This window comes from Cryobacterium breve (genome assembly GCF_004402375.1).
Lineage (GTDB): Bacteria > Actinomycetota > Actinomycetes > Actinomycetales > Microbacteriaceae > Cryobacterium > Cryobacterium breve.
In genome coordinates this window covers 61,332-82,091 of the sequence record NZ_SOGJ01000037.1, presented here as the reverse complement: position 1 = coordinate 82,091, position 20,760 = coordinate 61,332, and the positions used below count along the sequence as shown (strand labels likewise).

Below are 20,760 nucleotides of genomic sequence, written 5' to 3'. Positions count from 1 at the left end.
TGCAGGCATCAGTAGGAGAGGGCGCGGTCGACGGCCTCGAGCACGCGGTCCGGGCTGGGCAAGAAATGCGTCTCCACGGCGGCCGGCGGGAACGGGGTGTCGAAGCCGGAGACGCGCAGCACGGGAGCCTCGAGCACGTAGAACGCCTTTTCCATGACGGTGGCCGCGATCTCCGATCCGACACTGACGAAGCCGTGCGCCTCCTGGGCGACCACCAGGTGCCCGGTCTTCTCGACCGACGCGAGGATGGGTCCATAGTCGATCGGTGAGATCGAGCGCAGGTCGATGACCTCGATGCTGGTGCCTTCCGCCGCCGCGAGCTCCGCGGCCTGCAGCAGGACGCTGACCATGGCGCCGTGGCCGACGACCGTGGCATCCGTGCCGGTGCGCACCACGCGGCTGGAGTGCAGGGGCACACCGCTGTCGGCGAGACTCACCTCACCCTTGGGCCAGTAGCGACTCTTAGGCTCGAAGAAGATGACCGGGTCGTCGGAGGCGATGGCCTCCTGCATCATCCAGTACGCGTCGTGCGGGTTCGAGGGGCTGACCACGCGCAGGCCCGGCGTGTGCGCGAAGTACGTCTCCGGGCTTTCCTGATGGTGCTCGATCGAGCCGATATGGCCGCCGTAGGGGATGCGGATCACGACGGGCATGACGACCTGGCCCTCGTGGCGGTTGCGCATGCGCGCCAACTGGCTGGTGATCTGGTCGAAGCCGGGGAACACGAAACCGTCGAACTGGATCTCGCAGACCGGGCGGTATCCACGCAGCGCCAGACCGATTGCCGTGCCGATGATGCCGGACTCGGCCAGCGGGGTGTCAAGAACGCGCTTGTCGCCGAATTCGGCGAACAAACCCTCGGTGACGCGGAAGACACCGCCCAGCGGGCCGATGTCCTCACCCATCAGGAGCACCTTGGGGTCGTCTCGCATGGCCTGACGGAGGCCCGCATTGAGAGCCTTGGTCATGGGCAGGTTCACCGTGCCCGTGCCGGGAAGCGCCCGCGGAGGGGTCACCGGCGCGGCGGGCGCCGCGGCGTGGTGCGCCGTGGCCAGGCCGGGAATGCTCGTCACGATCGTGTCGCTCACGCGTCGCCTCCTTCGAAGGATGCCTCGTAGCCGTCGAGCCAGGCCTGCTGTTCCTGGATCAGGGGGTGCGGTTCTGCGTAGACGTTATCGAAGATGACCGTCCTGTCGGGCGAGTGGATGTCGAGGGCGCGCCGGCGCACATCCGCCGCGTAGTCGTCGGCCTCTACGTCGACGGCGTCGAGGAACTCCTGCTCGACGCCCAGTCCCTGCAGGTAGCTGCGGAAGCGCACGATCGGGTCGCGAGCGACCCAGTAGGCCAACTGCTCGGGGTCGCGGTACTTGGTGGGGTCGTCGGCCGTGGTGTGGGCGCCGACGCGGTAGGTCAGGGCCTCGATCAGGGCCGGACCGTGGCCGGCGCGCGCGTCGTCGAGGTGCTTGGCCGTCACCGCGTAGCTGGCGAGGACATCGTTGCCGTCGATCTGGGTGCCGGGCATGCCGAACCCGCCGGCGCGCAGGTACAGCGGAGTGCGGGACTGCCGGGTCACGGGTACCGAGATGGCCCAGTGGTTGTTCTGCAGGAAGAAGACCTGCGGCGTCTGGTAACTGGCGGCGAAAACGAGCGCCTCGTTGGCGTCACCCTGCGACGAGGCTCCGTCGCCGTAGTAGACGATGACGGCCTGGTCGGTCTCTGGATTGCCGGTCGCGGTCGCGCCGTCGAGCTGCATGCCCATCGCATACCCCGTGGCGTGCAACGTCTGCGAGGCCAGCACCAGAGTGTAGAGGTGGAAGTTGCCGTGGTCTTCGGGGGTCCAACCACCGAGGGTGACTCCGCGCAGCATCCGCAGGATATCGACCGGGTCGAGGCCACGGATCATGCCGACGACGTGCTCCCGGTAGGACGGGAAGACGTGATCCTGCGGCCGGGTGGCGTAGGCGGAACCGACCTGTGCGGCCTCCTGGCCGTGACTCGGTACCCACAGGGCCAGCTGGCCCTGCCGCTGGAGGTTCGCAGCCTCGGTGTCGAAACGACGCACCACCACCATGTCGCGGTAGAACCGCCGGTAGTCGGCTTCGGTCAGCCGATCGAGGTACGGCAGGAATTCGGCCGCCGACTCACTCGGGGCGAAAACACCCTCCGGGGACAGCAGTCGCACCGTGGGAGAGGCAGTGGGGATCGCTGGCACCGTTCTAACCTAACTTCCGGGCGAGGTGCCCCGTTGGTAGATCATCAACAATGTCAGCGCAGATGCCAAGGAGCTTGTCCACAGATTCTTCCTCGCCGATCGAGATTCGGATTCCCTCGGGAAATGGGCGAACAATAAGGCCCACGGCCGACAGAACGTCGGCGATGTCGGTGGTCTCCTCGCCCGTGGGCAGCCAGATGAAGTTGCCTTGGGGTGCCGGGATATTCCACCCCTGCTCACCCAGCAGGCGCCGGACCCGGTCGCGTCGTTCGGTCAGGGCACGCACTCGGCGCAGTAGCTGGTCGGCAGCGTCGAGCGACGCGAGCGCGGCCGCGCTGGCCACACCGGTGACCGAGAGCGGGATCGCGGTGGACCGGGCCGCGTTCAGCACGGCGACCGGGCCGATGGCGTAACCGACGCGGAGGCCGGCCAGGCCGTAGGCCTTGGAGAAGGTGCGCAGCACAACCAGGTTCGGGAACCGGCCCAGCAGCGGAAGGCCGTTGACCGCTTCGGGGTCGGTGACGAACTCGCAGTAGGCCTCGTCGAGGATGACGAGAAGATCGGACGGAACGACGGCCATGAAGGATTCGAACTCGTCCGCCGTGACAATGGTGCCGGTGGGGTTGTTCGGACTGCAGATGATGACGACACGGGTTTGCGGCGTGATGCGGGTGGCCATCTCTGGCAGGTCGTGGCCGTGGTCCGGCCGATTCGGCACCTGCACGCTCGTCGCGCCGGCAACGGTGACCAGACCCGGGTAGGCCTCGAAGGAGCGCCAGGAATAGAGCACCTCATCCCCCGGACCGGCGGCGGCGAGGATGAGCTGGGCCAGGAGGGCCACGGAACCGGCACCGATGTGCACCTCGTCGACGCTCAGGCCGAACCTCGTGGCCAATCGTTCACGCAGGGCCAGAGCCGAGGCATCCGGATAGCGGTTGTAGGCGGTTTCGGCGTTCACTGCGGCGATGACACCGGGCAGCGGGTCGAAGGGGTTCTCGTTGCTCGAGAGCTTGAACGCGCTGGCGGCGGCAGCTTGTCCCTGCCGATAGGCCGGCAAAGCGACAATCTCAGGGCGCAGGCGGACCGAAGTCGGGTCTGATGGGCTCACCCGGTGAGTCTACGCCGCGGCATATTCACGTGGCCGCATAGCCAGGCCTGGGGGGCGCGTCGGTGCGGTCGGGCGCCCCCGATGCCATAGTTGTGGCATGGCCAGATTTCTGATCAAACTGATCCTCAACTCGTTCGCCCTATGGCTCACGACCCTGCTCGTCACCGGGGTTCGTGTGCAGCCCTACGCGGAGGGCACGGTCCAGCTCGTGGTCACCTATCTCCTGGTCGCCTTGGTCTTCGGCTTCGTGAACAGCGTGGTGGGCGGGTTCGTGCGCGTGGTCGCGTTCCCGGTCTACATCCTCACCCTTGGCCTGATCTCCTTGATCGTGAACGGTTTCTTACTGATGATCGTGGCCTGGTTCTCCGACCTGATGGGCTTCGGGCTCGTGGTCGACGACTTCTGGTGGGGCGTGCTTGGCGCCCTGGTTCTGGGCATCCTCAGCTGGATTCTCGGTGTGCTGATCCGACCGGTCAGCCCCCGTTCGTAAGAGCGCCGCCAGCGGAGCCGCCGAGCAGACGGATGCCCCGCCAGCGGGACGCGGCACCGGCGTCCGTGCCGGTGACGCCCTTCAGGGTGTCCCTGAATTGTCGCAACCGCGGCTCTTCGGAGCCGTCCATCAAATAACCGGTGTCCCGGTATTCCGTGAGAGCGTGCGCCGGAAGCACCTGGTCCGGCGGCGGTATCCGATCGAGGAACGCCTCGCGGCGCACGATCAGGCGCCCATCGACGGCACTCGCCGCCCCGCCCACGGCGGGGATCAGGTCGTCGGAGTGCTCGACCGTGACGGCTGATACCTCGGTTGGCAGCGTCACCTGGCCGCCTGGAGCTCCGAAGGTTGCGACCATCACGGTGTTGAACTCATCGGATGCCGCCAGCTCGGCCGCCACCAGCCCACCCTGGGAGTGCCCCACCGTCACCACCGGGTCGCCCGGGGCCACTCCCGCCTCATGCAGGGCCTGCACGACCGCACGGTAGGAGCCGGCGCCCTGGTCGGCGACGGCGGCCAGGTTGGAGGTGAGGTCCCACGGCTGTTCACCGGTGACCGGGCTCCACGCGGCTGTGCCGCCGATGTAGACGATCCAGGATGCGTCATCCGTGCCGCCGTAGTGCTCGATCCGCACCTGGGCAGCGTTCGCCGACACCGAGGGAATGCGGGCAGCCAGGTCGCCGAATCCGGTCGGCGGGGCCACCGGTCGGGTATGGGCACCCGCGCCGGGCGCCGCGGCACCCGGCACGGGTGGGCCGGGCGCCGCCTGCGGGTGAGGCGGGCCGAGAGGGCGCGTCGGCGAATCGAGCCGCTCCACCGCGACGGGCGTCTCCCGAAGCAGCCCAAGCGATCGCGCGAGCACCACCACGACTCCCGCGGTGGTCGTCACGCCGAAGACGCCGGCCCCTTGGTCGCCGAGGGCGAGCGACACCGGGAACGGCACCCCGGCACGACCCGCGGCGGCATCGTCGACCGAGGAGACGAGCACCCGGACCGCCGCGACCAGGAAGGGATTGGTCAGGGCCCGAGGATGCACCTGAAGCCAGGCTGCGGTCATCGCGGCCGGATCCTGGATACGGGTTCCAGTCACCAGCAGTCCGAGCAGCAGCCCCACCGCCCCAGCCGTCAATGCGGGCACCGCCGCCAGCGCCAGGATGGGTGCCAGCAGCCCCATCGTGGAGCCCAGCCAGGCCCCGGACAAGCGGGTGCCCCAACCGACCATCCGGTCGGCCCGGCCGTAGCCCTCCGCCGCCGCGAGCAAGGCATCGGCGAGGGTGCCGCTGCGCTCCAGAACGGTGCTCAGCGCGTGCCGGGTCGCGTACACGCTCGCCCCCGCGGCGGGTTCGGCTCCCCAGGCCGGCCCTGTTGCCGGGTCGGAGTCCAGCGACTGGATACGGGCCAGCCGATCCAGCCAGTCCTCCGCCTCTGCCTGCAGCACCCGCAGCCGGGCGGCCTCCGTCAGCAGCGTGTCGGTGGCCACGAGCGTGATGCCGCCGCCGGACACGATCAGGGTGTCCCCCGGGCCGCCACGCCGCTCCCCCGTCATCGCGAAAGCACCGAGACGGGGGCCGGAACGGACACCGACGCAGGGATCGAGGCGGCCGCCGCGTTCCGGGCGGCCCGAATCTCGTCGATGGAGGTCACCACGGCGACGAGGGCTTCTTCGATGAGACCGACGGCACGACGCAGGTCGCCGGCGAGGTCGCCGCGCTGGGCGTCGTAGCCCTGCTGCGCCGGCGAGCGCCACGACCCGGTCAGGTCGCCGGCCGTGAGCCGGGCCGCGGCCAAGGCGACGTCATCTCGGAGCTCGCGCAGCAGCATCCGTCGCTGGCGGAGCTCACCGAGTCGCGCTTCCACCGCATAGTCGGAGAGGAATGTGTCTCCCGGGGCGCCCATGCTTGCCCTTCCTGCGCCGCCGCCGCCACGGTTCGCGCACTGCGAGCGTGCCACCCCGGGCCGGCCGCGCCGGGCCGAATCCGCGTGTTCATGAAATGTGCGTTCGCCCACCGACTGTGGAGGGGCGCGCGATACCACACAATGGGGGCATGGACTTAATGTCGATCACTCCCGATGAATCGACACCGTTCCGCATTATTTTCGTCTGTACCGGCAACATCTGCCGTTCTCCGATGGCCGAGGTGATGCTGCGCGACCTGATCACCCGGTCGGGCCTGGGCCGGCTGATCACGACGAGCTCCGCCGGCACGGGCGATTGGCATGTCGGGGAGCAGGCCGACGTACGCACGATCTCCGCCCTCGGCGCCCGCGGCTACGACGGCAGCCACCACCGGGCCCGCCAGTTCGACCCGGACTGGTTCGCCGATCTTGACCTTGTCGTGGTGCTCGACCGAGCGCAGGAGCGCATCCTGCGCAACTGGGCAACGACCGATCGGGACCGCAGCAAGGTGCGCCTGCTGCTCAGTTTCGACCCGGCCCAGGCCGCCCTGATGGACGTTCCTGACCCCTACTATTCGGACGATGCTTTTTTTGACACTGTTCTTGGCATGATTGAGAGCGCAAATGAAGCGCTGTTCGCGCAACTTGCACCCGCAATCAGACAGGGAGTCCGATGAGTCCGTTACCGCCCCAGGTCCTCAGCCCACTCGACGGCCGCTACCGCGCCGCCGTCACCGAATTGGGAGAATACCTGTCTGAGGCCGGCCTCAACCGGGCCCGCGTGCAGGTTGAGGTGGAGTGGTTGATCACCCTCACCGATCGCAGCCTCTTCGGATCCGAGCCGCTGGCCACCGAGCAGAAGCTGGCTCTGCGTGCCCTGGTCACCGACTTCGGCCAGGCCGAAATCGACGAACTCGCCGTTCTGGAAGCCACCACCCGGCACGACGTGAAGGCCGTCGAGTACCTCGTGCGCCGCCGGCTGACCACGCTGGGCCTCGACCACATCAGCGAGCTCACCCATTTCGCCGCCACCAGTGAAGACATCAACAACCTGTCCTACGCGCTGACCGTGAGTGACGCCGTTCGCGAGGTCTGGCTGCCCAAGTTCCGCGCGGTCATCGCCGCTCTGCGCCTGCGGGCCCTCGAATATCGCGCCGACTCCATGCTGGCCCGCACGCACGGCCAACCGGCGACGCCCACTACGGTGGGCAAGGAACTCGCGGTGTTCGTCTACCGGCTCGAGCGCCTGGCCACCCAGGTCGAGGACAGCGAGTACCTGGGCAAGTTCAGCGGCGCCACCGGCACGTTCGCCGCGCACGTCGCCGCCGATCCGGCCGTGGACTGGCCCACTGTGTCCCGCACATTCGTCGAGGGCCTCGGGCTCACCTGGAACCCGTTGACCACCCAAATCGAATCCCATGACTGGCAGGCCGAGCTCTACTCGCGGGTCTCCCACGCCAACCGGGTGCTGCATAATCTGGCGACGGATGTCTGGACCTACATCTCCCTCGGCTACTTCCGCCAGATCCCGCAAGCCGGGGCCACAGGCTCATCGACCATGCCGCACAAGATCAACCCCATCCGTTTCGAGAACGCGGAGGCCAACCTCGAGCTGTCCAGTGCGATCCTCGACTCCCTGGCGGCCACGCTCGTCACCTCGCGCCTGCAGCGGGATCTGACCGACTCCACCACTCAGCGCAACATCGGCGTGGGCTTCGGCCACTCCCTGCTCGCCCTCGACAACATCGCGCGGGGTCTCGGTGAGATCGACATCGACCGTGCCATGCTCGCCCGCGACCTTGACGCAAACTGGGAGATCCTCGGCGAAGCGATCCAGACCGTGATCCGCGCCGAGGTGTCGGCGGGGCGTTCCACGATCAAGGATCCCTACGCCCTGCTCAAGGAACTCACTCGCGGCAAGCGCATCAACCGGGAAGATCTGGTGGCCTTCGTGACCGGGCTGGAGATCGGCGACGCCGCAAAGGCTCGTTTACTCGAGCTGACGCCCAGCAGCTACGTGGGTCTCGCGGATCCGCTGCTGGACTACCTGCCATAGTTCGGCCGCGCTGGCGGTGCGCCGTTCCGCGGGTGGCGTGCCACGCGCGGAACGGCGCAGCACCCGCGTTCCGCGCTCAGGTCAGGACAGGTCAGGTCAGGACAGCGGGTGATTCTGCTCGTCGATGTCCGTGCGCTCGATCGCGTTCGGCTTCATATTCAGCACGAGCATCGCGATAACGACGAGCACGAGAATGAACGTGCCGCCGAAGCCGATCAGTGAGAGCACCACGTCCCGCGTGCTCATCAGCACGACGAGGCCGAGGAACAGCGCCATAACGGCCGAGAAGCCGACGAGTTCAGCCGGCTTGAGCTTCTCGGAGCGGGTGGGCTTGCGCGGCGTGTTCTGGGTCACAGGGTGTCCGAATCGTTGGGTGAAGTCGTGAGGTTTCGGGCGGCATCCGTCGCAGCCCACTTGAGAGAGAACCCGGCGATGGCGAGGTAGACGCCGAGCACCACGAGGTAGGCACCGAACAGCCCGACCGATACCACCGCATTAGGCGGCAGGAGCAGGAAAACCAGGGCCAGTAACGCCGTCACGGCCCCGACGAGCAGCCAGTCGCGGTCCGCCGGGTCACGACGACGGGCACGGATGCCGGTGTAGAGCTCGAGGAACCCCGTCACCGCTGCCCAGACCGAGACCAGAAAGAGGAAGAACCCAAGCCCGCCCGCGTGGAAGACCAGCGCAAGAAGGCCGGCAATCATCCCGACTGCCCCCTGCACCAGGAAGAGGGATCGCTCCCGCGCGTCGGCCAGCGTGCGCCGGCTGAGCAGACCCACCGTGAGTCCGCTGACCAGCGCGAAAGCACCGAACGCTACGAGGCCGAACTCCGCCGAATGGTCGGCGTTGAAGGTGATCGCCGCTGCGGGCACGAGGGCGATGGCTGCGCGCAGCACTGGCACCAGCCAGTACCGGGATTGACGTGAGTGTGGAGCCTGGGCGTTCGCCACGCGCGACCTCTTTCGTTGCGGGTTGAGACGGATCCAGTCTACGCGGGCGCACCTGCGCCCCCGGCGGGGCCGGCGGCCCGCAGCGGGTCAGAACAGGGTGTCGCCGATGTAGCCGTCGGACGCGCAGCCCGGGGGAATCGCGAACACCGCGGAACCGATCGGGGTCGTCCACTGGTTGAGCAGGTCCAGGGTGTCGAGGCGCGTCTGGATGGGAACGAACTGCGCGTCGACATCCGTCTGGAAACACGCGAACAGCAGTCCGGAATTGGAGACTCCGGTGCCCGAGGGTGCCTCGTCGTAGTTGTAGCCACGACGATGGATGCGTTGGCTCCGGTCCTCGGATCGGGCACGTCTCAGGTGGGAGAACTCGGGGATGACCGGGAACCCGAGCGCGGTCGTCGCCTCGAAGTCGGGCTCGTCGCGCTCCCTCTTTCCCGTCAGCGGCGCGCCGTTGGCCAGGGTGCGGCCCATCGTGGACTCACGGCCCGACCGGTCGAGCCCGTCCCATTTGTCCAGGTTCATACTGATCCGACGCAGCACGAAGCCGGTTCCCCCCGCCAGCCAGCCAGGGTTGCCTGCCCGGCCCCAGACCAGGGCGTCGAAGTCCGCTGTGCCGACGGCGGGGTTCGCGGTGCCGTCCACCTGACCGAACAGATTGCGCATGGTGGCACCAGGCTTCTCCGAACCGGCGGCACGACGGAAACCGGATTGCACCCAACGCACCACCGCGAAAGAGCGCAGGTCCTTGAGTAGCATCCGGGTGGCGTGGGCGACCGTCATCGGGTCATCGGCGGCGATCTGCAGCAGCAGGTCGCCGTCGTTCCACTCCGGCTGGAGCCGGTCGATCGTGAATGCGGGCAGCGGCCGCAGCCAGCCGGGCGCTGCTCCCCCGGCGACGGTGACGAGGTCCGGCCCGAAGCCGAAGGTCACCGTGAGCCGAGCCGGAACGACGGCAAGCTCCGGTTCGGAGTCGGCCAGGGCAGCCTCGCCCTGGGTGAGCCGGGCCGCGTCATCGGTCAGGATGCGCATCATCCGGCGGAGCGCCGCCCGGTCGACGCCTGGCAGCAGGTTGAGGGCCACGAATGTGGCCCGCGACTGCGGCTCGGTGTCGACTCCGGCCTGGTGCACGCCGAAGAAAGGTACGACCTCGGTGCCGCTGACGAGTGCAACCGCTGGAACCGCGGGCGCCGCGGAACCGCCAAGCCCGGCCTTGGCGACCAGGTCGACACCGATGGCACCGGCGGCACCGACCCCGGCGGCGGCCCCCCCGAGGAGAAGGTGCCGCCGACTGAGTCGGCGGTCCGGGTGCGCCGCCGGCGCAGGCTCCTCACGCCGGTCGTTCGTCGGTTCGGAACTCACTGGTTGTCGGTGTCCATATCCATCTCCGTGTCACCCTCATACGTCTCGTTGGCACCCGAGTAGTCCTTCACCGGCGCCGTGAACTCGAAGCTCGATCCGTCGTCCAGGGTCAGCGTGAAGGTGTTCTCCTCGCCGGCGGCCAGCGGTCCGGTGAGTCCCATCAGCATCATGTGGTTCGCGCCGGGCGCGAGCGCGATCGATCCGCCGGCCGGCACCACGAAGCCGCCCTGCTTCTCCTGCATGACCATGTCGCCGGCGTCGTTGGCGACGGTTTCGTGCAGTTCGATCATGGAGGCCGCCGTCGTTTCGGCCGAGACGATGGTGACGTCGTCCGTACCGGAGTTCTCGACCAGGCCGAAGGCACCGGTCATGCCGGACTCGGAGGCCTTGACCCAGGCATCCGTCATCGTCAGGGTATCGGCCGCGGTCTCGGGGTCAGCGGATGCTGAGGGCGTCTCGGTCGCGTCGGCGCAGCCAGAGAGGCCGAGCATCAACACGACAGCGACAACGGCGATGCGGGAGGGAGCGGTGGTGAGCTTCATGGGGAATTCTCCTGATATGGGTTTGGTGCGAGTGACACAGTGCGGTGGTCCAGCTGCTCCAGCTATTTCACGGGTTGCGGTGGCGCTTGGCTCTCCACACGGTGAACAGGGCGAAGATTGCGAGCCCGCCCAGGGCACCGATGAGACCCACCACGGCGAGGGGAAGTCCGGTTCCGGTGTCCGCGGCAGCGGCGGCGTCGTCTGCCGCGGCGGACTCTTGCGCATCGGGTGACGGTTCCGGCGTCGCGGTTGCACCCGCGCCGGCCCCGGCGTCGGGCAGAACCGCGTCACCGACGGCGAAGGCGAAAGCCCCCGACACCGGATGCCCATCGGCCGAGACGACCCGCCAGCGCACCTGGTAGGCGCCATCGGGCATCCCGAGCTCCACCGCCTGCGTGCCCTGGGACCCGTCGAGGCGCATTTCGCCCTCGGCCCAGTCGCGCTCCTCGTCATCAACGACCAAGATGACGGCGCCGATCTCGAGGATGTCGTCCGTGAAGGTGATGGTGACCGCGGACGGAGCACTGTCGACGTGCTCGCCATCGGCCGGGAGCGTTGACTGCACTTGGTCGTGCGCGTATGCAGCCGGAGCCATCGGGCCCAGGACGGACAGGGCGATCACGGTCAGGGTCAGCAGGACGCCCGTTGCCGGGCGTCGGTGGAAGGCATGGGTCATCGAAGTGCTCCGGTTCGTGGAGGTGTTGCTACGTTGGGTGGGTCGTGACGTCAGTGCGTCAGGGCACGGAGCGGCGGACCGCGACGGAGCACGCTCGGGAGGAGAACGCCGAAGTCGGCGGCCACGAAGACCCGGCCGGAAACCGGGCGTACGACGGCGGCATCCGCGCCGATCGAGACCGGGGCGACCCGTTCGATCAGAACCGCGACGAGACGGTTTGCAGTCTCCTCGAGCAGGGCCCAGAAGGTCTTCTCGCCGCGGTGGAGGGCGGCGATCGTGACGATGGCGGCCACGGCGTGCGCCACCCACATCCAGCTTGCGCCGGACATCGCTCCGGCCGCGTCCGCCAACGACGGGGCCGTCGCGTCGGTGATCACAGTCAGGCCAGCGCCGTGGTGAAGCGACGACCCGGTCATGGTGACGGGCGATGCCCCACCGAGTCCGAACAGAACGTGCAAGAGCAGTTGGCTGACCCCGACGGAGAGGGAGAGGCGAAACAGGGACAAGCTTTTACCGGCCAGCAGCACCGACGCGATCCCAGCGAAGGCGAGGGCAAGGCCCACGCTGAGCGGCCCGGGGGCGCTACCGCCGGCAGCGATGTGGGAGAGGGCGGCGACGAAGATGGCGACGGATGCCGTCAGCCAGCCGCGAACAAATCGCGCCCACCTGCTCGCCATGGCTTCTCCCTCGGAACACCCCGGCCCTATTCGAGTCCGTGCCGCTACTCTACCGCCCGGTCCTGGATGTCCGGGCGGGCGAACGCCGCGCGTGGAGCCGAGGGCGGAGGCTGTGAAGTTCAGAGTGCGTTGACCGCGCCCAGCACCTTCGTCAGGGAGTCCTTGGCGTCGCCGAACAGGAGCGTCGTCTTCGGGTCGTAGAGCAACTCGTTCTCGATGCCGGCGAATCCGGGACGCATCGACCGCTTGAGGAACACGACCTGCCGGGCCTCACCGACGTCGAGAATCGGCATGCCGTAGATCGGAGAGCCGGGCGACGTCTTCGCGGCCGGGTTGACCACGTCGTTGGCTCCCACGACGAGAGCGATATCCGTGTTCTTGAATTCGGGATTGACCTCCGCCATCTCCTTCAACACCTCGTAGGGCACATTCGCCTCGGCGAGGAGCACGTTCATGTGCCCCGGCATGCGGCCGGCCACCGGGTGGATGGCGAACACGACCTCGACGCCGCGGGCTTCGAGGGTCGTGGCCAGTTCGGCGATGGTGTGCTGGCCCTGCGCCACGGCCAGGCCGTAGCCGGGCACTATCACCACGCGCTGGGCGTAGTTGAGCAGCACGGCGACGTCTTCCGGGTTGGAGCTGCGCACGGGGCGGTCGCTCTGCGTGGTCGACCCCGCGGTGGACCCGCCCTTGAATGCCCCGAACAGGATCCCGTTCACGCCGCGGCCCATGGCGGATGCCATCGCGCGCGTCAGGATCGTGCCGCTGGCGCCCACAAGGGTGCCGGCCACGACAAGGAGCAGGTTGCCGAGAACAATACCGGAGGCCGCGACGGCCAGCCCGGTGAAGGCGTTCAGCAGGGAGATCACAATGGGCACGTCGGCGCCGCCGACGGGCAGTACGAGCAGCGCCCCGACGAGGAGGCCCAACACGAGCAGGGCGATGGCCCAACCGGCCGCACCGGTTGCGACGACGAACCCTCCGGCGACGAGGGCCACCAGCACAATGCCGCCCATCACGATCGCGAGGCCGGGAAAGATGAGCGGACGTGAGCTGATCAGGCCTTGGAGCTTGCCGACGGTGACCGCGGAACCGGAGAACGAGACCGCCCCGACGAGCATCGTGAAGACGACCGCGACCTTGCTCCACGGACTTTCGCTGCTGCTGAGTTCCAGCACGGCGACCAGAGCGGCGGCGCCGCCACCCACGCCATTGAACAGCGCGACGAGCTGGGGCATCTGGGTCATTTCGACGCGCCGGGAGATGGGGGCGGCGATCGCCGAACCCACCGCGATGGCAACCAGGATGGCTGGGATGTTCTCGATCCGGGCGGAGAGGAAGACCGTGACCACGGCCAGCAGTGCGCCGGCGGCCCCGATCAGGTTGCCGCGCCGGGCGGTCTTCGGCGACGACAGCCCGCGCAGGGCGAGGATGAAGCAGACCGCGGCGATCAGGTAGAGCAGGCCGGTCCACTCGGCGCTGAGCAGGCTCATTTCGTCGTGCCCTTCGGGTCGTTCTTCGTATCGGCGCCGGCCGGCTTGCGGGGGGCGAACATCTTGAGCATCCGGTCGGTGACGACGAAGCCGCCGACGAGGTTGGCGGTGGCCATGACCACGGCGAGCAGTGCGACTGCCAGCAGCCACGGTTCAAGAGCCTGCCCGGCGACGATGATGGCGCCGATCAGGATGATGCCGTGAATGGCGTTCGCACCGCTCATCAGTGGCGTGTGCAAGGTGCTCGAAACCTTCGAGACGACCTCGAAGCCAACGAAGACCGCCAGCACGACGACGGTCAGCAGGGTGATCGGATCCATCAGTGTCCTCCTGTCACGGCGGCGGCCGTGGGCGCGTGCCGGATGGTGCCGGCGTGGGTCAGGCATGCCCCGGCAACCACCTCATCCGTGAAGTCGGGCGTCACGGCGCCGTCGACGGTCATCAGGGCGAGGAGGTTGGCCACGTTCTTGGCATAGAGCCGCGAGGCGTCCGCCGGCATGGTGGAGGGGGCGTCCTTCATGCCGACCAGAGTCACCGTGCCGTCACCGCCCTCGGTGGGCACGAGCGTGTCCTGACCGGCGACGACACCCTCGACGTTCCCCCCGGTTTCGGCGGCCAGGTCGACCACGACCGAGCCGGGGCGCATCGCGGTCACCATGTCGTGCGTGACCAGCAGTGGGGCGGCGCGGCCGGGGATGGCCGCCGTGGTGATCATCACGTCGGCGGCGGCCACGTACGGCGCCAGTAGTTCGCGCTGGCGGACGGCACGGTCTTCGCTCAGTTCGCGGGCATAACCGCCCGCACCCTCCACGGCGTCCAGATCGAGGTTCACGAAGGTGCCGCCCATCGACGTCACCTCGTCAGCGGATGCCGGGCGCACGTCATAGGCAGAGACCCGCGCGCCGAGCCGCTTGGCCGTGGCAATCGCCTGCAATCCGGCGACGCCGGCACCGAGCACGAGCACGCGGGCCGGCGGAATCGTGCCGGCGGCCGTCATGTAGAGCGGGAAGAAGCGGGGAAAACGGATGGCCGCCTCCAGCACTACCCGGTAGCCGGAGACAAGCGACTGGGAGGTGAGGGCATCCATCGACTGGGCGCGGGAGATGCGGGGCACCAGTTCCAGGGCGAAGGCCGTCACCCCGGCCGTGGCCAGGGCGGCGACGGTGGCCAGCTCGGAGGCGGGCGATGCCAGGCCGACCGTGACAGTGCCGGCGGGAAGCGTGGCGGCGAACTCGGGCGTCAGCGGGCGCACATGGCAGTAGACCCCGAGGTCACCCGGGGTGAGCTGCGGCACGACTGTCGCGCCCGCGCCCGTGTAGGACGCATCGGTGTGACCGGATTCGGCGCCAGCGCCGGACTCGACCAGGACCTCAAGTCCGAGTGCCTTGAGTTGGGTTACCGTCTCGGGAGTCGCCGCGACGCGACGCTCACCTCGCAGGCGTTCTCGTGCGATTCCGACTCTCACGCGCATGTCTCCTTCGTGGCGGCCACGAGTTCGAGAACGAAGCGGTCCGAACACTTGCGCGGCACTTTCAGCCCCAGACGTAGCGTAGTGGGGATCGGTTGCCGTCCGGAGAATATGACGGGTCTAGTGCTGATGGCTAGGCGCCCGGGACCATATCCGCGAAGCGTGAGTAGTGGCCATGGAACGCGACCGTGACGGTGCGGGTGGGGCCGTTACGGTGTTTGGCGACAATGAGGTCGGCTTCGCCGGCCCGCGGATTGTCTTTCTCGTATGCGCTCTCGCGGTGGAGCAGGATGACCATGTCGGCGTCTTGCTCGAGGGACCCGGACTCACGGAGGTCGGAGATGGCCGGCATCTTGTCGGCTCGCTGCTCGGGTCCGCGGTTCAGCTGAGACAGGGCGATGACGGGAACCTGAAGTTCCTTGGCCATCAGTTTCAGTGCCCGGGAGAACTCGCTGACCTCCTGTTGACGGGATTCGACCTTCTTGCCCGAGGTCATCAGCTGCAGATAGTCGATGATGACCATCTTCAGACCCACCCGCTGCTTCAGCCGGCGGCACTTGGCCCGGATCTCGACCAGGGTCATGTTGGGGCTGTCGTCGATGTAGAGCGGCGCGTCGTTGATCCGGCCGCGGGTGGCCGCGATCGTGGTCCAGTCGCGAGCGTCGACGGCCCCCTTGCGCATGCTCTGCAGAGGCACGGATGCTTCGGCCGCGAGCAGACGCATCGCGATTTCACTGCGCCCCATTTCCAGGGAGAAGAAGATGCTGGGCATGTCATGTTTGATTGACGCCGCGCGGGCGAAGTCAAGCGCCAGGGTGGACTTACCGAGGGCCGGACGAGCCGCAACGATGATGAGCTGGCCGGGATGGAAACCATTGGTGAGTTCGTCCATGTCGGCGAAGCCGGTGGGGACTCCGGTCATCTGGCCGTCTTTGAGTTTCGCGGCCTCGATCTCCTCAATCGCAGCCGTGACGGCGTCGGTGAGGGGAACGTAGTCCTCAGTTTCGGTGCCGCCGGTGACCGCGTAGATCTCAGCCTGGGCGGTGTTCACGAGGTCGAGCACCTCGCCCTCGCCCGAGTAGCCCATCTGGGCGATGCGGGTTCCGGCCTCGACCAAGCGGCGGAGCAGGGCCCGCTCGGCGACGATGGAGGAGTAGAAGCCGGCGTTGGCCGCGGTCGGCACCAGACTGGTGAGCGTGTGCAGGTAGTCCGCACCGCCCGCGCGGGACAGCTCGCCGAGTTTAGTGAGTTCGTCGGTGACGGCGATGACGTCGGTGGGCTCACCCTGTGCGTACAGCGACAGGATCGCATCGAAGATGATCTCGTGCTTGGGAATGTAGAAGTCGGCGGCCCGTACGGTCTCGACGACGTCAGCGACGGCATCCTTGCTCAGCATCATTCCGCCGAGCGCGCTCTGCTCGGCGAGAAGGTCGTGCGGAAGTGTTCGCTCGGTGTGCCGGGGTTCCAGTCCGCCGCGGCCGTCGGCCCCACGCTTGTCTGCCAGACCCAAGTGAGCGATCGACACCTGTGCCTCCTTTTTCCTCGTGGTGAAGTTCTATCAGGACCCTCCGACATCTCTGCCCCGGCACTGTGCACACCTCGATTGTGGCCGCCTGCTCACAGTACGGACCCCGCTCGACTGACTCCAAAACGCCCTGTGGATAAGCCTGTGGAAAATCTGGGCGAAACGCCGCGTGTCTTGTGCACAACCTGTGCAATCGCTTGTGGAAAACTAAAGATTTTTAATGCTAAAAACGCTTTTGATCAGGGTATAAAATTATTCACAGCCCGATGTGGAAAGTAATCTAAACCATCCATTGAACCTTGGTGTGCTGTGGGCAAGGCTGTGCACAAAGGCTCATTTTCAAGATCTGAAATCACCCCTGAATAGGGTGTGCGGAATTCCTTAAACAGGTGTAGCGGCGGACTCCCGAGGGAGTCCGCCGCTACACCTGCGGTACGGCTTACTTTGCGGCTACCACCAGCAGTGTGATGGTCGCGCTCAGTTCGTCACGAAGACGAACCGTCGCCTGGTGCTCGCCAGTCATCTTGATCGGGCTGAGCTCGATCTTGCGCTTGTCGATGGCACCGAGCCCCGCGGCGGCAACTGCCTCCGCAACGTCCGTGGTCTTGACGGAGCCGAAGAGGCGTCCGCCTTCGCCGGCCTTGACGACCAGCTTGACCTTGGCGTTCTCGAGTGCAGCCTTGAGGGCCTGCGCTTCTTCCAGGGTGGCATGCTCGCGGGCTACGCGGGCGGCCTTGATCTGCTGAATCTGCTTCTCGCCACCGCGGGTCCAAGAAACAGCGAAGCCCTGCGGGTAGAGGTAGTTACGGGCGTAGCCGTTCTTGACCTCGACGATGTCACCGGGTGCACCGAGGCCGGAGACCTCGTGCGTCAGAATGATTTTTGACATGAGGTGTCCTACCTGCCTGAACCGGCGTAGGGCAGCAGCGCCATTTCGCGAGCGTTCTTGACGGCGCGGGCGATGAGACGCTGCTCCTGAACGGAAACACCGGTGATGCGACGGGCGCGGATCTTTCCACGCTCGGAGATGAACTTGCGGAGGGTGGGGACATCCTTGTAATCGATGACACCAACCCGGATCGACTTCGCGGGAGCGGCGTTCTTGCCACCCTTAGCTCCGCGGAGCGGCTTGCGGCGGTCGCCGCTCGACTTTCCAGCCATGATTTCCTTACTTTCTTAAGAAGTGTTTTTCAGCCAAGAACCTGAAAGGTTCGGCTTAGAAGGGTGTCTCGTCGCTGAAGTTGCCCGGAGTGTTCCAGACATCTCCGCCGGTGTTCGCGGCGGGGGCGCTGGCAGCCCAGGGCTCGTCGTTTCCGGCAACGGCAGGTGCGCTGCCGCCGCGAGGACCAGACGATGACTGCGCTCGAGTGAGCTGAGCGGTGGCGTATTTCAGCGAAGGACCGATTTCATCGATCTCGAGCTCCATGCTCGTACGCTTCTCGCCTTCCTTCGTCTCATACGAACGCTGCTTGAGACGCCCGGTAGCGATGACACGGGTACCCTTGGTCAGCGAACCGGCCACGTGTTCGGCGAATTCACGCCAAACGCTCGCGCGCAGGAAGAGCGACTCGCCATCTTTCCACTCACTCGTTGCGCGATCGAAATTGCGCGGAGTGGATGCGATGGTGAAGTTGGCAACCGCCAGCCCGTTCTGCGTGTAACGCAGCTCCGGATCGCTGGTGAGGTTGCCCACCACGGTAATTACGGTCTCGCCGGCCATGGGCTACTTGTCGCTTGCCTTGTCGGCGGACTCGGCCGCGACGGGAGCAACAGCTTCTGCCGTGGCAGGAGCGTCGGCAACCGGGGCGTCGGCCTTGGCCGGAGCAGCCTTGACCGCAGCGGCAGCAGCTGCCGAGGCTGGCTTCGCGGACGCGGCGACCTTGGCGGTCGGAGCGGCAGCGGCGGCTTCAGCCTTCGCAGCGATGACCTTCGGGTTGGCTGCCTTGCGGGCGGCCTTCTCGGCGGCAAGCTTGCTTGCGACGGCAACCTGGGCAATGCCCTCTTCTGCGCGAAGAACCTTGGTGCGCATGACGGCTTCCGACAGCTTCAGCTGGCGGTCGAGCTCGGCCGTGGCAGAAGCGTTCGCGGTGAAGTCGACAACGGCGTAGATGCCTTCGGACTTCTTATTGATCTCGTATGCGAGACGGCGGCGACCCCAAACGTCAACCTTGTCAATGGTTCCACCATCGTTGCGAACAACGTTGAGGAACTTGTCAAGGCTGGGAGCTACGGTGCGCTCATCGATCTCGGGATCGAGGATAACCATCAACTCGTACTGATGCATGACTAACCCACCTCCTTCGGACTAAACGGCTGCAGAATCTCTGCAACAGGAGGGTTGTGCATGTGTTGAACGCGGAGGCCGGGAATCCGGCGCACAGACAACCTGCCAAGGCTACCGGATGTCGCGGCCCTCCGCCACCGCTCCCGGCCTCTTTCTCCTGCATAACTGCCACTTCTCCCGCGATTTGGACAATTCCGGCATGAGGGCGACCTCGATCAACGCCGCCCGGCCTCGGGTAGGCCACCTGTCGTTCGGGTGCGGGCTTCCCGCTCACGTAGATGTTCGCGCGGTTCGCCCACCCCCCGGGTGACTCCGAATCACCATCGGCGAAATCGTGATTGTCCACGCCGACGATCTTGGTCCCGCACGCCCGCCCACACCGGCCCGTCAGTCTGACGGTGCACAACCACGCCCACGCCCACCTGGGGAGGAACCGTGCTTCCAGCGGACGAAGGCAGGGGCAGCGGTCACGGCTGAGGCGGCGCGATGCGCTACTGAGCGCGCTCGGCCCACCAGACGGTCAGACGGCGGGTGGCCTCTTCCTCACCGAGCGGCCCGTCGTCCAATCGCTGCTCGAGCAGGTAGCGGTAGGCCTCGCCGACCTCGCGGCCCGGTCGCACACCCAGTACAGCCATGATCTGCTCCCCGTCGAGGTCGGGGCGCACGGCCGCCATCTCCTCCTGCTCGTTCAGTTCCCGGATGCGCTGTTCCAGGTCGTCGTAGGCGAATCCGAGACGGTCGGCCTTGCGGCGGTTGCGGGTGGTCACATCAGCGCGGGTCAAAATGTGCAGCCGCTCGAGCTGGTCACCGGCATCGCGCACGTACCGGCGCACCGCTGAGTCGGTCCATGCCCCCTCGGTGTACCCGAAGAAGCGCAGGTGCAGCTCGATCAGACGCGCGACGGCCGCAATGGTGTCATTGTCGAAACGCAGCGCGCGCAGACGCTTCCGGGCCAGCTTCGCTCCGACCAAGTCGTGGTGGTAGAAACTGACCACGCCGCCCGGCTCGAGCTTGCGGGTTGCCGGCTTGCCGATGTCGTGCAGGAGCGCCGCGAGGCGCACGATCAGGTCAGGGCCGTCGAAGTTGCCGCGCGACGTCTCGTAGCCGATCGCCTGGTCCAGCACGGTCAGCGTGTGCTGGTAGACGTCCTTGTGGTGATGGTGCTCGTCGACCTCGAGCCGCAGCGCGGGAATCTCCGGCATCACCAGGGCGCATAGCCCCGAGTCCACCAGAAGTTCGACCCCGGCGTGCGGGTTGTCAGCCTTCAACAGCTTTGCGAGCTCGTCGCCGATGCGTTCGGCCGAGATGTTTCGGATGCTGTCCGCCATAGCTTCCAGCGCCACGGCGGTGTCGACGTCCAGGGAGAATCCGAGCTGGGCCGTGAATCGGGCGGCCCGCATCATGCGCAAGGGGTCATCGCCGAAAGAGACCTCCGGGGAGATCGGAGTGCGCAGAACACCGGCCAGGAGGTCGTCGATTCCGTTCGCGGGGTCAACGAGGGTGAGCTCCGGCAGGCGCAGGGCGAGCGCGTTGACCGTGAAGTCACGACGCAGCAGGTCGTCCTCGAGGCGGTGCCCGAAGACGACCTCGGGCTTGCGGGTCTGACCGTCATAGCTGTCGGACCGGTAGGTGGTGATCTCCACCTTGTCGCCGGAGACCTGCGCGCCGATCGTGCCGAACGCCCGACCGATGTCCCAGTGAGCGTCCGAGATCGGCTTCACGATCTTCAGGATCTGGTCCGGCGTGGCATCCGTCGTGAAATCGAGGTCATTGATCGGTCTATCCAGGAAGGCGTCGCGCACAGGACCGCCGACCAGGGCCAACTCGTGGCCGGCGTCCGCGAACGCTGACGCCAGGCGGGAAACCGTGGGGGTGGCAGCCAGGTCGCCCAGCCGCTTGAGGGCTGTCGCAACGCTCTGCATGCCCCCATATTAGTTGCTCGCGGGGCGCCGACCGCCCGGCGCAGCGTCATCCCACCCGCGTACGCCGTAGAATCCCCTACATGGTGGCCGTGTCTGTTCCTC

General features: G+C 67.1%; 22 protein-coding genes and 1 pseudogene. 3 read left to right on the top strand and 20 right to left on the bottom strand.

The features are described from left to right. Positions 1-8: 8 nt before the first annotated feature. The 3 genes from E3O65_RS16395 to E3O65_RS16385 all read right to left on the bottom strand — a co-directional run bounded on the left by E3O65_RS16395 (position 9) and on the right by E3O65_RS16385 (position 3,320). Complete coding sequence (locus tag E3O65_RS16395) at positions 9-968, bottom strand: alpha-ketoacid dehydrogenase subunit beta (RefSeq protein ID WP_134364805.1); 960 nt, start codon at positions 966-968, stop codon at positions 9-11. Positions 969-1,084: 116 nt separating this feature from the next. After that, positions 1,085-2,203: a thiamine pyrophosphate-dependent dehydrogenase E1 component subunit alpha gene (locus E3O65_RS16390; RefSeq protein ID WP_134364804.1), complete on the bottom strand. Its 1,119-nt coding sequence runs from the start codon at positions 2,201-2,203 to the stop codon at positions 1,085-1,087. 13 nt (positions 2,204-2,216) lie between these two features. Then, positions 2,217-3,320, bottom strand: coding sequence for a histidinol-phosphate transaminase (locus tag E3O65_RS16385; protein ID WP_134364786.1), 1,104 nt, complete (start codon positions 3,318-3,320; stop codon positions 2,217-2,219). A gap of 97 nt (positions 3,321-3,417) precedes the next feature. Here E3O65_RS16385 and E3O65_RS16380 point away from each other — a divergent pair, with 97 nt between their 5' ends. Then, positions 3,418-3,810, top strand: coding sequence for a phage holin family protein (locus E3O65_RS16380; RefSeq protein WP_134364785.1), 393 nt, complete (start codon positions 3,418-3,420; stop codon positions 3,808-3,810). Here the strand turns inward: E3O65_RS16380 and E3O65_RS16375 are convergent. After that, entirely contained in the window at positions 3,794-5,356 is a 1,563-nt protein-coding gene (locus E3O65_RS16375) for an alpha/beta hydrolase (protein ID WP_134364784.1), read from the bottom strand. The two genes, E3O65_RS16380 and E3O65_RS16375, sit on opposite strands and share 17 nt — an antisense overlap. Next, positions 5,353-5,706, bottom strand: coding sequence for a hypothetical protein (locus E3O65_RS16370; RefSeq protein ID WP_134364783.1), 354 nt, complete (start codon positions 5,704-5,706; stop codon positions 5,353-5,355). The genes E3O65_RS16375 and E3O65_RS16370 overlap by 4 nt, the downstream gene beginning before the upstream one ends. A 149-nt stretch (positions 5,707-5,855) precedes the next feature. Between E3O65_RS16370 and E3O65_RS16365 the strand changes: the two genes are divergently transcribed. After that, the gene (locus E3O65_RS16365; protein ID WP_422386437.1) at positions 5,856-6,383 is read left to right on the top strand and encodes a low molecular weight protein-tyrosine-phosphatase; all 528 of its coding nucleotides are present in this window, start codon (positions 5,856-5,858) and stop codon (positions 6,381-6,383) included. Next, positions 6,380-7,762, top strand: a complete 1,383-nt coding sequence (purB, locus tag E3O65_RS16360) for an adenylosuccinate lyase (RefSeq protein WP_134364782.1) — start codon at positions 6,380-6,382, stop codon at positions 7,760-7,762. The genes E3O65_RS16365 and purB overlap by 4 nt, the downstream gene beginning before the upstream one ends. A gap of 96 nt (positions 7,763-7,858) precedes the next feature. On the opposite strand, the gene E3O65_RS16355 is transcribed toward purB, so the two are convergent. The 15 genes and pseudogenes from E3O65_RS16355 to E3O65_RS16285 all read right to left on the bottom strand — a co-directional run bounded on the left by E3O65_RS16355 (position 7,859) and on the right by E3O65_RS16285 (position 20,658). Beyond that, positions 7,859-8,116 (bottom strand): hypothetical protein, encoded by a 258-nt coding sequence (locus E3O65_RS16355; RefSeq protein ID WP_134364781.1) that lies wholly within the window; start codon positions 8,114-8,116, stop codon positions 7,859-7,861. Continuing rightward, positions 8,113-8,712, bottom strand: a complete 600-nt coding sequence (locus tag E3O65_RS16350; protein ID WP_134364780.1) for a DUF308 domain-containing protein — start codon at positions 8,710-8,712, stop codon at positions 8,113-8,115. Before E3O65_RS16350 ends, E3O65_RS16355 begins: the two co-directional genes overlap by 4 nt. A gap of 87 nt (positions 8,713-8,799) precedes the next feature. Continuing rightward, positions 8,800-10,071 (bottom strand): Dyp-type peroxidase, encoded by a 1,272-nt coding sequence (locus E3O65_RS16345; protein ID WP_134364779.1) that lies wholly within the window; start codon positions 10,069-10,071, stop codon positions 8,800-8,802. Next, positions 10,068-10,613 (bottom strand): copper chaperone PCu(A)C, encoded by a 546-nt coding sequence (locus E3O65_RS16340; protein ID WP_134364778.1) that lies wholly within the window; start codon positions 10,611-10,613, stop codon positions 10,068-10,070. Before E3O65_RS16340 ends, E3O65_RS16345 begins: the two co-directional genes overlap by 4 nt. A 67-nt stretch (positions 10,614-10,680) precedes the next feature. Next, positions 10,681-11,289 carry a copper resistance CopC family protein gene (locus E3O65_RS16335; RefSeq protein WP_134364777.1) on the bottom strand — a complete coding sequence of 203 codons (609 nt, stop codon included), beginning with the start codon at positions 11,287-11,289 and terminating at the stop codon, positions 10,681-10,683. Between the two features lie 50 nt (positions 11,290-11,339). After that, positions 11,340-11,966, bottom strand: coding sequence for a hypothetical protein (locus E3O65_RS16330; RefSeq protein ID WP_134364776.1), 627 nt, complete (start codon positions 11,964-11,966; stop codon positions 11,340-11,342). A 119-nt stretch (positions 11,967-12,085) separates the two neighbouring features. Continuing rightward, positions 12,086-13,459 (bottom strand): NAD(P)(+) transhydrogenase (Re/Si-specific) subunit beta, encoded by a 1,374-nt coding sequence (locus E3O65_RS16325; protein WP_134364775.1) that lies wholly within the window; start codon positions 13,457-13,459, stop codon positions 12,086-12,088. Beyond that, complete coding sequence (locus E3O65_RS16320; protein WP_134364774.1) at positions 13,456-13,779, bottom strand: NAD(P) transhydrogenase subunit alpha part 2; 324 nt, start codon at positions 13,777-13,779, stop codon at positions 13,456-13,458. Before E3O65_RS16320 ends, E3O65_RS16325 begins: the two co-directional genes overlap by 4 nt. Next, the gene (locus E3O65_RS16315; protein WP_134364773.1) at positions 13,779-14,924 is read right to left on the bottom strand and encodes an NAD(P) transhydrogenase subunit alpha; all 1,146 of its coding nucleotides are present in this window, start codon (positions 14,922-14,924) and stop codon (positions 13,779-13,781) included. Before E3O65_RS16315 ends, E3O65_RS16320 begins: the two co-directional genes overlap by 1 nt. Before the next feature lie 136 nt (positions 14,925-15,060). Further along, the gene (dnaB, locus tag E3O65_RS16310) at positions 15,061-16,452 is read right to left on the bottom strand and encodes a replicative DNA helicase (RefSeq protein ID WP_134364772.1); all 1,392 of its coding nucleotides are present in this window, start codon (positions 16,450-16,452) and stop codon (positions 15,061-15,063) included. A 439-nt stretch (positions 16,453-16,891) separates the two neighbouring features. Then, a complete protein-coding gene (gene rplI, locus E3O65_RS16305) occupies positions 16,892-17,341 on the bottom strand; it encodes a 50S ribosomal protein L9 (RefSeq protein WP_134364771.1) in 450 nt (149 codons plus the stop codon). Positions 17,342-17,349: 8 nt separating this feature from the next. Then, positions 17,350-17,613, bottom strand: coding sequence for a 30S ribosomal protein S18 (gene rpsR, locus E3O65_RS16300; RefSeq protein ID WP_035835236.1), 264 nt, complete (start codon positions 17,611-17,613; stop codon positions 17,350-17,352). A gap of 55 nt (positions 17,614-17,668) precedes the next feature. Continuing rightward, positions 17,669-18,172, bottom strand: a complete 504-nt coding sequence (locus E3O65_RS16295) for a single-stranded DNA-binding protein (RefSeq protein ID WP_134364770.1) — start codon at positions 18,170-18,172, stop codon at positions 17,669-17,671. A gap of 195 nt (positions 18,173-18,367) precedes the next feature. Continuing rightward, positions 18,368-18,736: pseudogene (gene rpsF / locus E3O65_RS17505) on the bottom strand (30S ribosomal protein S6); the annotation flags it as partial. Between the two features lie 491 nt (positions 18,737-19,227). Next, a complete protein-coding gene (locus E3O65_RS16285) occupies positions 19,228-20,658 on the bottom strand; it encodes a CCA tRNA nucleotidyltransferase (RefSeq protein ID WP_134364768.1) in 1,431 nt (476 codons plus the stop codon). Positions 20,659-20,760 lie beyond the last annotated feature (102 nt).

Coding starts and splice junctions, on each gene's coding strand:
- E3O65_RS16335 (WP_134364777.1), bottom strand. CDS start 11,289: ATGACCCATGCCTTCCACCGACGCCCGGCAACGGGCGTCCTGCTGACC.
- E3O65_RS16375 (WP_134364784.1), bottom strand. CDS start 5,356: ATGACGGGGGAGCGGCGTGGCGGCCCGGGGGACACCCTGATCGTGTCC.
- E3O65_RS16320 (WP_134364774.1), bottom strand. CDS start 13,779: ATGGATCCGATCACCCTGCTGACCGTCGTCGTGCTGGCGGTCTTCGTT.
- E3O65_RS16340 (WP_134364778.1), bottom strand. CDS start 10,613: ATGAAGCTCACCACCGCTCCCTCCCGCATCGCCGTTGTCGCTGTCGTG.
- E3O65_RS16395 (WP_134364805.1), bottom strand. CDS start 968: ATGACCAAGGCTCTCAATGCGGGCCTCCGTCAGGCCATGCGAGACGAC.
- rpsR (WP_035835236.1), bottom strand. CDS start 17,613: ATGGCTGGAAAGTCGAGCGGCGACCGCCGCAAGCCGCTCCGCGGAGCT.
- E3O65_RS16380 (WP_134364785.1), top strand. CDS start 3,418: ATGGCCAGATTTCTGATCAAACTGATCCTCAACTCGTTCGCCCTATGG.
- E3O65_RS16365 (WP_422386437.1), top strand. CDS start 5,856: ATGGACTTAATGTCGATCACTCCCGATGAATCGACACCGTTCCGCATT.
- purB (WP_134364782.1), top strand. CDS start 6,380: ATGAGTCCGTTACCGCCCCAGGTCCTCAGCCCACTCGACGGCCGCTAC.
- E3O65_RS16285 (WP_134364768.1), bottom strand. CDS start 20,658: ATGCAGAGCGTTGCGACAGCCCTCAAGCGGCTGGGCGACCTGGCTGCC.
- E3O65_RS16370 (WP_134364783.1), bottom strand. CDS start 5,706: ATGGGCGCCCCGGGAGACACATTCCTCTCCGACTATGCGGTGGAAGCG.
- E3O65_RS16330 (WP_134364776.1), bottom strand. CDS start 11,966: ATGGCGAGCAGGTGGGCGCGATTTGTTCGCGGCTGGCTGACGGCATCC.
- rplI (WP_134364771.1), bottom strand. CDS start 17,341: ATGTCAAAAATCATTCTGACGCACGAGGTCTCCGGCCTCGGTGCACCC.
- E3O65_RS16325 (WP_134364775.1), bottom strand. CDS start 13,459: ATGAGCCTGCTCAGCGCCGAGTGGACCGGCCTGCTCTACCTGATCGCC.
- E3O65_RS16295 (WP_134364770.1), bottom strand. CDS start 18,172: ATGGCCGGCGAGACCGTAATTACCGTGGTGGGCAACCTCACCAGCGAT.